Annotated in this window: 13 protein-coding genes and 1 pseudogene; all 14 read right to left on the bottom strand. The window is 40.3% G+C overall.

All coding sequences use genetic code 11. The features are described from left to right. Window positions 1–114 precede the first annotated feature (114 nt). Window positions 115–573 (bottom strand): helix-turn-helix transcriptional regulator, encoded by a 459-nt coding sequence (locus ACZ5N5_RS08060; protein ID WP_464373609.1) that lies wholly within the window; start codon window positions 571–573, stop codon window positions 115–117. Window positions 574–725: 152 nt separating this feature from the next. Next, entirely contained in the window at window positions 726–860 is a 135-nt protein-coding gene (locus ACZ5N5_RS08055; RefSeq protein WP_464373608.1) for a hypothetical protein, read from the bottom strand. Beyond that, the gene (locus ACZ5N5_RS08050; RefSeq protein WP_464373607.1) at window positions 860–1,291 is read right to left on the bottom strand and encodes a sensor histidine kinase; all 432 of its coding nucleotides are present in this window, start codon (window positions 1,289–1,291) and stop codon (window positions 860–862) included. The genes ACZ5N5_RS08055 and ACZ5N5_RS08050 overlap by 1 nt, the downstream gene beginning before the upstream one ends. Before the next feature lie 262 nt (window positions 1,292–1,553). Further along, on the bottom strand, window positions 1,554–1,691 hold the full coding sequence (locus ACZ5N5_RS08045) for a hypothetical protein (protein WP_464373606.1): 138 nt from the start codon (window positions 1,689–1,691) through the stop codon (window positions 1,554–1,556). 1,280 nt (window positions 1,692–2,971) lie between these two features. Continuing rightward, on the bottom strand, window positions 2,972–3,127 hold the full coding sequence (locus ACZ5N5_RS08040; protein ID WP_464373605.1) for a hypothetical protein: 156 nt from the start codon (window positions 3,125–3,127) through the stop codon (window positions 2,972–2,974). Between the two features lie 676 nt (window positions 3,128–3,803). Beyond that, on the bottom strand, window positions 3,804–3,986 hold the full coding sequence (locus ACZ5N5_RS08035; RefSeq protein WP_464373604.1) for a hypothetical protein: 183 nt from the start codon (window positions 3,984–3,986) through the stop codon (window positions 3,804–3,806). After that, on the bottom strand, window positions 3,952–4,224 hold the full coding sequence (locus ACZ5N5_RS08030; RefSeq protein ID WP_464373603.1) for a hypothetical protein: 273 nt from the start codon (window positions 4,222–4,224) through the stop codon (window positions 3,952–3,954). Before ACZ5N5_RS08030 ends, ACZ5N5_RS08035 begins: the two co-directional genes overlap by 35 nt. A 563-nt stretch (window positions 4,225–4,787) precedes the next feature. Continuing rightward, complete coding sequence (locus ACZ5N5_RS08025) at window positions 4,788–4,985, bottom strand: hypothetical protein (protein ID WP_464373602.1); 198 nt, start codon at window positions 4,983–4,985, stop codon at window positions 4,788–4,790. A 162-nt stretch (window positions 4,986–5,147) separates the two neighbouring features. Continuing rightward, entirely contained in the window at window positions 5,148–5,222 is a 75-nt protein-coding gene (locus ACZ5N5_RS08020; RefSeq protein ID WP_464373760.1) for a hypothetical protein, read from the bottom strand. Between the two features lie 627 nt (window positions 5,223–5,849). Then, a pseudogene (locus ACZ5N5_RS08015) lies at window positions 5,850–6,454 on the bottom strand (glycoside hydrolase family 172 protein); the annotation flags it as partial. A 421-nt stretch (window positions 6,455–6,875) separates the two neighbouring features. Further along, window positions 6,876–10,991 (bottom strand): carbohydrate-binding protein, encoded by a 4,116-nt coding sequence (locus ACZ5N5_RS08010; RefSeq protein ID WP_464373601.1) that lies wholly within the window; start codon window positions 10,989–10,991, stop codon window positions 6,876–6,878. A gap of 44 nt (window positions 10,992–11,035) precedes the next feature. Next, the gene (locus tag ACZ5N5_RS08005) at window positions 11,036–11,929 is read right to left on the bottom strand and encodes a carbohydrate ABC transporter permease (RefSeq protein WP_109984727.1); all 894 of its coding nucleotides are present in this window, start codon (window positions 11,927–11,929) and stop codon (window positions 11,036–11,038) included. 28 nt (window positions 11,930–11,957) lie between these two features. After that, complete coding sequence (locus tag ACZ5N5_RS08000) at window positions 11,958–12,893, bottom strand: ABC transporter permease (protein WP_054860751.1); 936 nt, start codon at window positions 12,891–12,893, stop codon at window positions 11,958–11,960. Window positions 12,894–12,998: 105 nt separating this feature from the next. Then, window positions 12,999–14,549, bottom strand: coding sequence for an extracellular solute-binding protein (locus tag ACZ5N5_RS07995; protein ID WP_464368443.1), 1,551 nt, complete (start codon window positions 14,547–14,549; stop codon window positions 12,999–13,001). Window positions 14,550–14,641 lie beyond the last annotated feature (92 nt).

Here is a 14,641-nt window from a genome sequence, read left to right as displayed (position 1 = left end):
TGTAAAACCCCCTTGAAATATGTTTTTTCATTTCCATTTCAGTTTAGCACCAAGTTTTTTTCTCTGTAAGGTATCAATGATTAGGTAAAATACCACTAATTTTAGAAATCGTTTTCAATTACTTTTTCGATACACATTTGGTGTCATATTTTCATATTGCTTAAATAGCTTGATAAAATATTTAGAAGTTTGATAACCTATTTGTTCTGCGATTTCAAAAATGGTTAAATCAGTTGATAATAATAGCTTTTTTGCTTCCTGCAATCTTCTGCGAGTGAGATATTCACTAAAGGTCATATTCAGTTCTTCTTTGAAGAGTGCACTTAAATAACTAGCATTTAGATGGACTTCTCCTGCAACTTTTTTCAGAGTAAGCTCCTCAGCAAAATGCGATTCAATAAAGGCGATCGTTTCTTTTACGGCTCGGTTATAGGATGTTTCATTGCTTACTTCCATCCATTTTTCATCTACGATTCTCTTTACCATCCCTCTGCTTTTTAGATGGACTTCTTCCATTGCTATCGCCTTCTCGATTGCTTCCATGAGCTTTGCTTTCGCAATCGGCTTTAACAAATGCGATTGACCACACCTAGCTCCAGTGCTTGATGCGCATAGTCAAATTCAGAGTAAGCAGAGCTACGGATTACTACTGGATCTTGGGCCTTTTCCTTTAATTGCTGTAACATCTCCAGTCCATGTTACCTCAGGCATGCGAATATCTGCTATTAAACCATGGCCCTCTTCTGTTGATGAATTTGCTTGCTTGCTTCTGTTGCATTTTCTGCCGTTAGTACCTCGTATCGGTCAATGGCGTTTCTCTCTATTAGTCTTTTCTTTCCCTTGGCGACTTCTAGGCTCATCATCCACTACTAATTGACCACTCCTCGCTCCAGTCGCTCTGATGCGCCTTAGTCGGAATTTCAGAGCTAAGCCGCGATACCCTGATTACTACTTCGCTTGCAATCACAATTGGGCCTGATATTCCTTTTCTTGCAAAATGTAACATCTCTAGTCTCTTCTGAACATTATATAAAGCTAGTCCTGAACCTCTTTGTTTTTGTGATAACCACTCATCAGGCTGTTGACATGTGCAAGCATTTCTTGATTGCATTCCTGGTCCATTATCACTTACTGATATACGGTCAATGGCGTTTCTAGCTCCGTTGTCTTTCAATATTATCCCGTGGCGACATGACATGGGCTCAACTACATTTCCAGCCCACGTAATATCGCTTTCTCGTTCGATTGGCTGACTCATCAGCTTCGGACTTTTTGCATCGGACCATTGCAAAGCTAACTTCCTCGTACCCAATTTAATCGATCTCCAAATCTCATGCGCATGATTTCCATATATCTTTCAATGTGGCTGCTAGTTCGTCTTTAATCATTCACCCACTCCTCTTCAGTCTCCTTCTGTAATCGTATAACGGAATAGCTCTGACATCGCTAGTACAACATTGGCTAATTCCTCTTCTTCGTTCTCATCTAGTGACCAGTACACGGCATCTACTGTATTAACAGGAACTGTGGGTGAATTTGTGCTTGTAATGCCTTCAGCTCTGTTCTATCTTTAATAGCTCTGTTTCATAGACCATTTGCACAAGATAGTTCGTCTCAGCTGCTAGCTGGTTATAGGTTTGATTTAATTCATTTATTTCGTTCGTTGACGGAATGACAGGATTCTGGGCCAAGCTACACCTTCCCCTGCTTCACGCATTGTTATATCGTCATTCGTGTAATCGGCTTGGTGCTAAACGTAGATAAAACATCGGAGCATTCCTGGAATAAGAAAATTTGAGGACATCTAGCCGAATCTGAGAAATGCATAAAAAAAGCCTCCTTGGTACGCTCGAGAGTGTCATGCATGACCTCGCATTAAGTACTCGATGCGCAGGACTTCCAGTATGGATCTTTACACATGTAGACGGCTAGTTCGTCTTTAAGTCAATGACCCACTCCTCTTCATTATTGGGGTGGATGTGGCCAATCGCATAACATGTAGCCCGAGCGATAGATGCTCGTGGGCGAGATCGCTAGTGACAACGACTAGTGTGCACTAATTCCTATCAAGGTTCTTCTGGCGTTGCTAGCATGGGCTCAAAACCTGTCCGAGAAACACAACGGCACCTAATCTGTTAATTGGAATGGAACCGACTGGCCACTATGTGGGTGAATCTCGCTGCTTATGTAAAGGCGCGAGACATTCCCGCGGTGGCTGTTACTCCGATGAAGGTAAAACGGTTCAAGGAAATGGACGACGCTTCTCCATACGACCATTTGACACCAAAGATGCGAAAGTCATCGTCTCAGGTCATGCGTGACGGTGGTTACCACGAACCAACGTTACCCGAGGATGTGTAATGCGGAATTGCGGGATGGCGTGACGCTTGATGGACATGATCCAGGAGGATATCGCGTCGATCAAGGCACACCTGCCTCCTGCACTGGATCGCTATTGTCCAGAGTTTCGTGACGGTCGTGTAATCGGCTTGGTCGGGAAAGGCTGCCCTTCAGTTATTAGATAGGAGGTTATCTGCCAGAAGATATACGAGCAGCATACCGAAGAAAGCTTACTTCCTGGCAGTACAATCAGGCCTGCAACTCGAGCGGTGGGACATCACACGAATTCAGGCCTTAAAAGAAGCAGCTAAGCATAGCGTGGGCTTAAGTAGGCTTGCGCATGGGACGCTCATGAGGTATCCGTTGTCTCCTGGATCAGTATAAGGCGTTGGAAGAACGATCGAATCGCTCTTGAAGCACAACTGTCCGAACTCCGTTCTGCAGTATTCGCTGGTGCTGATCAGATGATGCCATTCAAAGGTGTGAGCGCCATTACCGATGGCTGGTCTTTTGCTGAAGTTGGCGATCTAACACCACCGTATCAAGATCCTTGACGCCACCTCCTCCTAGCTTAGCGGGATTAAGCTGAAAATGACTCAATCTGGTTATCCTTGCAAGGGTCAGACGACTATCACCAAACGAGGGCGTCGAAGACTGCGAAACTTCTCGTATCGAGTGGCAAGACCCTTGATCGTTGCACAATGACGGATCCAAACAATTGCATCATTACTATCGTCATATGGGTCCCTTCATCCACTGCCAGAGCAAGCCCTCCTCTTGCTCGCATTAGGCAGAAACGTCGTGAAGATCCACTTTTCCTATTAGGGACACGTAACTGCGCATTCAGTGACGAACGAATGATTCGGGATATTCCCATGATTCGATATACAGGAAGTTGCATAAGTAGCGATAGAACCAACGTCTACGTCAATCTTTTGTATCAATTGACGCACGGAGAAGCCGGTCGTTATTACATACCATCCGGGCATCTGACCCACTATAGGAGCATTTCCGGCCTCCACCATGGTCAGGTCGATCGAAGGAATTTACGCGCTTTGACGCCGAGAGACGTGGGAGGGTCTCTCCGCCTTGTGTCAAGTGGAGATCCATTGTGCGTATGTTGCACCAATATCCATTCATTGGAAAATAAATCCGATACCTTGTTAGAAGTATGACGATTGAATTCCATATTTAATCATGCTCGTATAAAGAATCAGTAACGTGGCCTATCATGGACTTCAAGTAAGCAAGAGATATTGGAAGGAAAACGATGAAATTCTAAGATTCTATCTGCATTTATTGAGGGAGGATGCTAAGCAAATCCTACTACCGAAATGTAAGTCCTGGCACTACACTCCCTGCCTAGTACGAGTAGAGATCCCGATTGGTTAGACGCCTAGTACAGTTGATTATCATATAAGTGGTCCAGCCTGTAGTTCTGAGGTATGTTGTGAGCATTCATATCATTCTTCATCAGCGATCATGTGCCTGTCGGATATCCGTATGCAGTTATCGATTCCTATCTCCATTAAACTTAGAACGATTGGTCTATTCTGTTCATCTAACACCACCGTAGTAATCTCTTGAGCCCCGTCGTCCTGCTTAGCAGGATTAAGCTGAAAATGGCTTCTGCTTATCACTTGCAAGGATGTAACCTCCTCTAAGAAAATTCCGATCGACTAAGTTGATTTGACGACCATCCTCTTCATCCATCTTCGGCATATGGGTGTTCACCAAGCCAGATTGAATCCCCCTCTTGCTCTCATTGGCAGCTGTAATCCACTGTGCATTTAGGCTATCAGCTTGACTCGTAGAATCTATCGGGATGACACGCTGCGTAATTTTTTGTATAAATGTCGTATCGGCAATAACTACGATCCGCATCTTGCTTGAATTTGATTCACGGTATGCCTTAAGGATTGTTCTTTGGACTCAACTGTAATGGTATCTCCTCTTGTTTCATTGAATAGGGTATGCTTACTTCTTCATTCGTAATTACTTGTTATCGTTACCTTATTCACATTGCTCGTATAAAGCAATCAGAACGGCCTCTTGATTCAATAGCCGTTTGTCGAATTTGTTCTTCTGACATTATTTTGTAACAAATCCGCGAGCGAAAGGCAAGTAACGGCACTCACTATGCTTAGTACTAGTAAGATAACCGAATAAATAGACGACTAGTAATTGTTTTCTTACTGTATTCCACTTTCTAATATGTTTGAGCATTCTATCACTCACGCGACTTTGTTTATACGGATAACCTAGGGTATGATTCGAGTATACTATCATATTACGGCAACATATAAACGCGGTTGTACTTGCGTCTACTAAGTGTCTCTATCAGGTCTCTAGCAATGTGCTTTGATCACTCGCTAATCCTAATTCTGCTATTTGATGATCATCCTCTTCCTCCACTTGAGCTATCTGTTACAATCCGTTGAACTTGATCAGGAATCTCTGGTCCATGTGCAGAAGGCTTGTCGATGAACTTTACGATGCTCTGCTACTCTATAAGGCGTATCTGGCAATCCGATCATCTTCTGTTTGACACGTGCTGTTGTAGCATTGGACTCACTAAATGCCTCTTCTCGAATTGGTTCCTCTGTTACAGGAGAGAAATGCCTTATGCAGATGATATAAATCAATCGATACGCTCTGCTAGGGGACCGACATATGAAAAGGTGCGGGCAAGTCACGTCCCTCCAGTTGCAATAGCCGTTACATGATGTTTTGTACTTAATTCTAAGACAACATTCACCGAATTAGTTAAAACGGTAATGGGCACCTTCGGTAAATTTTTCGGCTACCTATTTCGCGGTTGTACTAGCGTCTAAGAAGATCTTCTCGGTCTCTTCTATGTGTTTTACCGCTTCTTTTGCTATTTGGTTCTTTTCCTCTACATGAGCTAATTATCGCCGGTCTTGAATAGGAATCTCTGGTCCATCGTGATAGAAGGTTCTTTACTTACAGCATCCTCCATGGCTTCTGGCTACGCTTTCTTTCCTTTGGTAGCTGTCTGGAAAATCTCTTCCGATGCGGTTCATCTGTTACGGAGAAACGTGCAGATAATTCTGATACCGCACACGTTTTTTCTGATTCACTTCCGCCACACTGCGGTGGTGCCTTCCTGCAACTAGCATAGTCTATGCCCACCTTCTATTTGACGGCTTGACCTATGGTTACCCATTCATAATCTGAAGCTTCCAAGTTCGTATTGGGATCCATTCGATCATAGGCCATACAAAAATATAAGCAAATTCCATAGATGGTTGATTCGCTCGGTAACGCCCATCAGAAGATTTTTATTCACTTGGGGCATACCTAAATAATTTCCAACGCATGTTGATTAGGTAGTGTTGGACCATACTCCCCATGCGGTTCCGGTTGATTCCAATAAGCTCCAGAAGACATCTCGTCTTGCAACGGAGGTACCTTCCTCCTGAACGCCACCCTAGAGCTTGAATGGTTACCCTCATATCGTCGGCAAAGCGTATTGGGTCCATCGATCTGCCATCCATACATTCCAAATCGTTGATTCGCTCGGTAACGCCCCACCAGTGTTTACTGCTTACTTGGGGCATGCCTAAAAAAGCTGTTGAATAGTGACCATACTCCCCTTGTGGTTGTTCACCATTCCAGGCACCGCCAAAATAATCCTCTGTCCCAGTTCCACATATCGTCGGAAAATCCTCGTCTCCATCCATATAAAACTTAATCTCTCCTCGCCCCACCATTGATTACTGTTTACTTGCCATGCCAAATAAGTACCTACGTAATGACCATGACCCATAATTCCATCAACAATTGTATGAACTTCTTTATAAGCCAACGGATTACTCCTATTCCACTGTGCGTGAAAATACCCAACATCTTCTGGGATGTCAGTTAAGCTATAATCCACTTGATAATATAGAGGGAATTCCTGATCACTGAGATTAACGACCTTCATATTTGCTGACTTTCTAAACGGCATTTCCCAATAGGCATTCATTCCCCCAGCAGGATTAACAGATATCGGTATCGAATTAACATGACATCTCTCGTTCCATCCGTTACAGAAAAAATCACCAAATGGAACTTCGACGGAGGGATGATCTTCATCGTCCCAGAACATTTGGATAATTAAATCGCGCCAATGTGCTGGGAAAGTAGTCATCCAAATGTGCTGGATAACACCAGGCCCTTCTATATTAGCAATCGTAAAAGAAGTGTTCGATTTCAACATCACAGACGGGGAAACCTTCCATCCTTGACCTAAGTCTCTTGCTGCTTCTGCACCTGTTCCTTCTGTTGCCATTCCCCCTCTACCTTTTCCCCCATCAAAGTTTTCTGCACTAATCGACCTTGTTTTCGCTTTGGATAATCTCGATAAGCTTCCTAAGCCCATTCCTAACCCATTAAATCCACTCATTTTCCTAACCTCCCATTAAATGAAATCTTCCATTGGACATTTTCTGACAGAGATTCCCCACTTCCCAATGTTGAAGTGGGGTCTTAAGAAAAATTAGCACAAGGATTAATAACTAAAATATTTCTTATTTATTTTGCAAATATTCTATCAAATAATTTACATCATATTTTAATTGTTCATAAATACGGAAAGCCATTTTTTCTTTATTTCTTTCTAGATTCATTAGTAGGTCCTTAAGGTGCTTTGTTGCTTGTCCGATCCGACCTTTGTCCATATGATGCTGTGATTGATTTAATTTATTGTATAATTTCCTATACAAGGGTGTACTTAGGTTACCGAGCTTCTCATTTGTTTTGAGTATTTCCTCAATTGAAAGATGATTAATATCTATAGGTTTTACAAGGAAATTGTCAATTTTAGCGTTACTAAATAAGCTTTTCACCCCAACTTTCCCATGACTAATTGCCGTGACACTATGATCATCATAATCAATTTTCGGGGTCTCCATATCCCCTACATATACACGAATATTGGATCCTAACACTTCTACCTTCATATGCTGCCACTCATCCTTTATACCAGATATCTTCACCCCATCCAAATACTCCCAATTATAATTTAGTTTTCCTAGATGCACCCCATCTTCATCTAGATAGGCTACATAGCCTTGCATGAAGTCTGATCTGTTTTGATTATATTCGATTCCATCGGCTGGGTTGTTTACTCTAAAAATTAATCCGGCTTCACCATTGCCATCCACTAAATTAATATCTGCTTCCACACTGTAATCTTTCCAATCTTTTTCCCCGATAACCGATTTTGCGAATGTTCCAAGGCTTGCGGTATACTCCCCTTCTATTTCCATTTCTTCTTTCGGCCCTTGATAAAACCGAAAGCTATGAAAATCGAACTCGCCATTTACAACTTCTACTGTAATCGTATGGTCTCCAGCAGGTAATGAGATGTTCTCTTTAATGACACTTGACCAGTCGTCCCAGCTATCTGTACTTGGTATATCTATTACTCCTGTTAAATCAATCTCATCATCTAGCCATAATCTTACCTGGCTATCTTTAAAAGTTGTGGCAACCTTCATATCCAACGTATAGTTGTCACCTTCACTTACATTTACATTATATTTATACCATTCTCCTTTTTGATTCCACCCAATATTATAAGAACCGTCTGGGTGTACTCTCATATCTACATCATCTTCACGGAACTCTCCTCCCGTATTACCAGCAGTAAGATCGTGGTAGCCCACACCTTCACCACCAGTGATATAGTCTACAGCCTTTATGGTGCCTGGGAGTTCTTTATGATTATCAAAGGTTTGCACGATCATTTTGGAAAGTTCAAATTCGCCCTCTACTGCTTCCACGGTAATTACATGCTTGCCTTCTGGTAATGGAATATCGTTAAAAGTAATAGTTTCCCAATTGTTATTGCCACCGGTGTTAGGAATGGTTATTGTATCTGAAATAGCTTCATCATCTAACTTTAATTTTACTTGGGCATTGTCATCGGTTGAAGATACCACTAAATCCAAGCCGTAATTGCCTTCCTCACTAATATCGACGTTATATTTCAACCATTCTCCCTGTTCGAAGCTTTCTATAGCATATCCACCGTGAGGTAGCAGTCGAATATCCACATCCTCGTCGCGATATTCACCACCACTGTTACCTTCCGTATTATCCAGATAAGCTACTCCTTGACCACCAGAATTATAATCTTCTGCTTCAAGTAATCCAGGAAGAGGCTTGTAAATTTCATAAGAAGCAAACTGAAGGCTGGCAAAATCAAATTCTCCATTGACTATTTCTAGTTTAATTGTATGTTCACCCTCAGGTAAGCGTATCCCTTCGACCGTAACGGGATTCCAATTATTCCAGTCACCTGTACTCGGAACATCCACTACGCCAGTTAAGTCTATTTCGTCATCTAGCCATAATCTCATTTTGGCATTCGTAAACGTAGTAGCTGTATCAATACTGAAATGATATTCACCACTTTCTTTTACGTTTATATTATATTTTAGCCATTCACCTGTCTGGTTCCATCCAACCGCCATACCGCCTTGGGGTTTGTTCCGAATATCGACCGCATCCTCTCGAAGAACGCCACCAATATTATCCGATGTTCTATCATGATAAGCAACGCCTTCTCCGCCTGTATTGTAATATGGTGCTTCTATTTTCCCTGGCACTGGTTTATAGGCATCAAAAGGACTTGGCAAATTCGTGTCCACTATAAAGTCACCATCATAGCTAGTCCAACCTTCATCATTCCCATCATTAAAGTCATCGTAAAGAGCAGTTACTTTTTTATGCTTGTTCACTTTCAATTGAGAAAAATCGAAGGAACCTTCAAGTACTTCCACCTTAATCGTGTGTTTTCCTTCTGGCAACGCAACTCCATCCACGAGGATATTCTGCCAATTGCCATCTGTGTCTGGAATGGCTACTATTCCAGTTAAATCCGTTTCTTCATCCAACCAAAGCTTTACTCTAGTATTTTCTTCTTCAGATGCTACTCTCAAGGACAAATCATATTTCCCACTCGCACTTATATTCGTGTTATACTTCAGCCATTCACCTTTCTGATTGGATCCAACCATATATCCACCTTCAGAATTAGGTTCAATATCTACTGTATCTTTTCTGTACTCCAAATTAATTTTATCTGTTAATTCATGATATCCTTTTCCGTCCCCGCCAGTGTTGTAATGTACAGCTTCAATTGATCCAGGTAAAGGCTTATAAGCATCAAAGGCATTGCTTCCATTTACTTTATTACTAAACGCAACATAACCAAAGTGCGCACTTAAATCTTGAGTGGTATATCCTGTTTTTCCACCATTCAGTTTAAGACCCTTTCTCGTTTGTTTTAACATTCCATCAACGTAAATCTTAAAGGTGTCGTCTTCTTTTTCCACTCGAATTTGATGAAGATTAGAGTAGTCATATCCAGATGGTAAATCTGTGCTCTCCCACCCTTGATCAATACCATCTACTTTAAAGAAGGTTTCTAATCGATTTTTCTTAGGGCTTAACAGCGCCACACCATAATTTTCTTCATCTGTGTAGGAAAATATCGCTCCAAATCTAGGATTATCACTAGTTCCCTGTTCTTTCATCTTCATATTGAACTCCGCTGTATAATTTTCAGCTGTTTTTTCCGTTGTGACTAATCGATACCAGTTTTCATCCCCTTTTTTATCTTGAGATAACCATTTCTTATTACTTATTTTCCAATCTCCGCCATTAACGTTCTCCCAGTCGTCACCGATTATATCTCTTTTAAATAGATCACTAAATTCAGGCATATCTGGATTAGGCTGTGCCGTCGTCGTTGGGCCAAGAGTAAGCATTTTATCCCCATTCCAAACAATTCTATCGATATTCGTTTCTCGTCCTGGATTAGCATGACTATGGTAAACGATATAATCAGTATCGAGATCTGGGCCTTTAATAATGGAATTATGACCTAATCCTGTATGTGATCCTTCGGTTTGAATGATAATTGGATTTTGATAGGAATCATCTCCAAAGCCATTTGTTGGCACATCACTGCTACTATAGTTAATTCGGTATGCTTTATTCCATATATGGTTACCAGTATAGGTCATAAAATATTTCCCATTTCTTTTAAGTAGTGTAGCTCCTTCTGTCCAGCCGTTCATAGCAGCTCCCGTATCCACTGGTTCACCGAAGGTATAGGGATCACTCATTGGCCTAGCTATAATCTGATTCGATCCTGTGCTATAAAAATACCACTTACCATCATCATCTATAAACACATGGCCATCTATACCCATCCCTAGATTCTCTGTTTGTTTCTTAAAAGGACCAAGAGGACTGTCACTTTTATATACATAGTGACCATTACCTCCTGGAGATGTGTACATATAAAAAGCACCATTCCAATACGTTACTTCTGGCGCATATGCTGCTTTTGTACTTGCTTCTTCTGTAACTAAACCACCATACACCCAATCTATTAGATTATTAGATTTCCATACCTTTACTCCACTCTTATCATCGACTGTACTCACATAGAGGTAGTATATTCCGTTATGCTTAAGTATATAAGGATCCCCTTCTCCATAGAATCCTCCATGATCCCACACCCAGGAATCAGGTATATCTAATGGATTACTATAACCTAAAGAAATAGAAGGAAAAAATACAAAACAGCCAATCAAACAAGTGATGAAGGATAAAGTGAATTTATTCATCATGTTCAGCTCCTTCGCTTTTATAAATATTATCAAAATAGTGCTTATCCTTTTATAGAACCAATCATGACACCTTTTACAAAGTGCTTTTGTACAAATGGATACATAATTAGTACTGGCACGCTAGCAACGACTACTAAGGCATATTTAATACTTTCACCGAGTAATATCTTTTCATCCATGCCAAACATACCAGCAGACTCTGTACCACTTAGTTGATTGACAAGTAAGATCTCTCGAAGGATGAGCTGTAATGGGTAAAGCTGATCATCTCGCAAATAAATTAATGCATTGAAAAATGCATTCCAATGCCCCACTGCATAGAACAAAACCATTACTGCAATAATCGGCTTGGACAGTGGCAAAATAATCTTAAATAAAAGCTTAATATTAGAACAACCATCAATCATGGCGGATTCTTGAAGCTCCCATGGTATGCTTGTTTGAAAATATGTTCTCATGACAATTAAATTATAGGTCGCAATTGCATTTGGAATAACCATAGCCCAAATCGTGTCTACCATCCCTAAATCTTGGACAACTAAAAAGGTTGGAATTAGACCTCCATGAAAAAACATCGTAAATGTTATTAAAAACATAAAGATGTTCCTACCAGGTAAATCTCGCCTCGATAGTGGATAAGCAGCAAGTGTACTTAGAATAATATTGATAAAGGTACCTAATGTTGTATAGATAAATGTGTTTTTATAGCCATTCCAAATGTCACTATTCTTAAAGATTTCCGTATAGGCATCTACAGTAAAGCCTTTTGGCAATAACCACATTTCGCCATTCATCACTCTTGAAGGATCACTAAAGGAAGCACTTACAACAAAAATCAAAGGATATAGCACCACTGCCAAAATAATGAAAGACATTACGCCAACCAAGAAGTCAAATACTTTTCCATCGGATATTCCTTTCGTACGAGAAGTCATGACAAGTACTCCTTTCTTGAAAAGTGTTCTACCATAAACTCGTCTCTGCCTTTTTCCGTGCAAAATGGTTTACTAAGACTAATAAAATAAAATTAATTATCGAATTAAATAAACCTATAGCAGAACTGTAGCTAAAATCTCCGTTTAAAATACCGTTCTTATAGACAAAGGTTTGAATGACTTCACTGGATTCCAAATTTAAACTATTTTGCATTAATAAAATTTTCTCAAATCCAACATTCATAAATTGTCCGATATCCAAAATTAATAGAATGATAATGATGGGAAAGATTCCGGGCAAGGAAACATGGATAATTCGTTGAAATCTTGTCGCACCATCTATTTTAGCAGCTTCATACAACTGTGGATCAATTCCACTAAGTGCGGCAACATATATAATGGATTGCCAGCCCATACTTTGCCAAATATTCGATCCAATAAATATTGTCTTAAACCATTCTGGCTTCTCTAAAAAGGCGATCGAATCCTTTCCAAAGGATTGAAGCAAAACATTAACAAATCCACTATCAGGATCTAAGAATAAACTTAACATCCCAACAATAACAACAACAGAGATGAAGTGAGGAATGTAAGTTACATTTTGCACCCATTTTTTTAACGCTGTACTCCGTATTTCATTAATTAATAGTGCTAGCATAATAGGGATAGGAAAAGCGATGACTAAGGACAGTACACTAATGGAAAATGTGTTCCATAGCAATCTACCAAAATAGTAGGAAGAAAAAAACCGTTCAAAATGCTCAAAGCCTACCCAATCACTCCCCATGAAGCCTAAGGCTGGATTAAAATCCTTAAAAGCAATTTGCAATCCATACATAGGGCCATATTGAAAGATTATATACCAAAGTAGTGGTAATAAGAGCATAAGATACAAATCATAGCGCTTTATTACTTGCTTGAGTATGACTTTACTTCTTGGTACCGTCTTTTTCCTTAGCTCTATGTCTGAATGAGAAGCATCACTCTTAAAAGTAGCCACTCTATAACACCCTCTCTTCTATCATGTCGCTAAGCACTAATTGTACTTAGCGACATTTTTTTCTAAAAGTTATTTATAATTTAAATCGTATGCTTCCTGATAGATCTCCTCCAAACGATCTAATCCCATATTTTCAAGTGTTGCCACATACTCTTCCCACTTCTCAAAGCTTAGGTCACCAGTAATAAACTTAGCCGTCGATTCTTGATAATACATATCTATATCCTGCCTTAATTGCTCAACTTCTTTCGTTGTATCCTCATCGAAAATCGGAGCACCATAGACTGCTTCTGGTAAATAAGGATCTAACTTTCCTTGTGCCTCTTGTGCTTCTGGTGGATTAATAGCAGATGCATTTTTTTCTGTCACGAGCTGAGGTGAACCTCCACCTGGCCATGGAGTAAACTGGCCAATTTTCTCTCCAGACACGGATCCTAAGTATTGGGGATTTCCTTCTTCATCATATTCAAAGGTTTCTCCTTCCACTCCATAACGGAAGAAAATAGAGCCTTCCTCACTAAAGAAATGGTCAATCCATCTCATGGTTTCCTGTGGATATTCATTTGCCGAAGTAATAGCAAATGTTCCGAAATCCCTTGCGATTGGAGAAGATGGATGTAGTTGATCGCCATGTGGACCGACAATTGGTGACATTCCAATATAATGCTCTTTCACATCATTAAAGGCATCTGTTGTTTGATTCCAAAAAATGCCGACCTTTCCTGCCGTCATATTTCCGACAAATATCGATTCTTCCTGGGTGAATATCCCTCTATCCATTAATCCTTCAGTGTATAATTTGTTTAAAAATTGCAAATATTCCTTGAGTCTATCATCTGTCATCCATATATTTACTTGATCGTCCTTAATATTAAGCTGATATCCCATTTGATTAACCAGTCCCCACGAACCAGCCATGGAGTTCATTAATTGTCCCCAGTTACGAGAAGTCATTGGTACTTCATCCTGTTCGCCATTTCCATTTGGATCATTATCTCTAAAAGCCGTTAATACCTCTATCAGTTCATCAGGATTCGTTGGCTCTTTAAGCCCTAAGTTATCTAGCCATGTTTTATTAATCCAGATTTTATCCGTACGAGCTGCATTTAATGTTATCAATGCAGGCAATGCATATATATGCCCATCAGGAGCCGTGATCGATGCTTTTATTTCAGGATACTCTTCGTAGAGTGCTGTTAGGTTAGGCGCATACTCCTCTAACAATTCTTCAAGTGGAATGAGAATACCTGATGATCCGTACTCCACTGCCTCTAATTGCGAAATATCAGATTTATAGAATACATCCGGCAATTCGCCTGAGGAAAACTCTAAGTTCTTTCTTTCAGCAAATCCATCTTGAGGGACATCATCCCATTCGATGTTCATGTTAGTCATTTCCTCGTATTCCTGAAACATTCGCATATCTTGATATGGCGAATTTACAGGTGATCTTCTTGCAAAAAACCTTAAATCTATTTCTTCCTCCACAATGGGCATACCCTCCTCACGGAAACCTTCGGAAGGTCCTTCATCCACATGATCTTGCTTAACTTCCTCTGAATTCGAGCATCCCCCAGCCAAGAAACCTACCAGAATAAGTAACAAGACAAACTTTTTCATTTTTTTACCTCCTTCATTTTTAAAAACAAATTTTGTTAGCGTTTTCATAAATGGTAAAAAGAAATCCATCTAAATGAAGATGGAGTGTCAAG

Source organism: Gracilibacillus sp. JCM 18966, assembly GCF_055392695.1.
This window is presented reverse-complemented; position numbering and strand designations above follow the sequence as displayed.

What these genes read in the sequence shown, in the direction of transcription:
- ACZ5N5_RS08040 (WP_464373605.1), bottom strand. Translation starts at nt 3,127, where the DNA reads ATGCGAGCAAGAGGAGGGCTTGCTCTGGCAGTGGATGAAGGGACCCAT.
- ACZ5N5_RS08010 (WP_464373601.1), bottom strand. Translation starts at nt 10,991, where the DNA reads ATGAATAAATTCACTTTATCCTTCATCACTTGTTTGATTGGCTGTTTT.
- ACZ5N5_RS08005 (WP_109984727.1), bottom strand. Translation starts at nt 11,929, where the DNA reads ATGACTTCTCGTACGAAAGGAATATCCGATGGAAAAGTATTTGACTTC.
- ACZ5N5_RS08055 (WP_464373608.1), bottom strand. Translation starts at nt 860, where the DNA reads ATGAGCCTAGAAGTCGCCAAGGGAAAGAAAAGACTAATAGAGAGAAAC.
- ACZ5N5_RS07995 (WP_464368443.1), bottom strand. Translation starts at nt 14,549, where the DNA reads ATGAAAAAGTTTGTCTTGTTACTTATTCTGGTAGGTTTCTTGGCTGGG.
- ACZ5N5_RS08030 (WP_464373603.1), bottom strand. Translation starts at nt 4,224, where the DNA reads ATGCGGATCGTAGTTATTGCCGATACGACATTTATACAAAAAATTACG.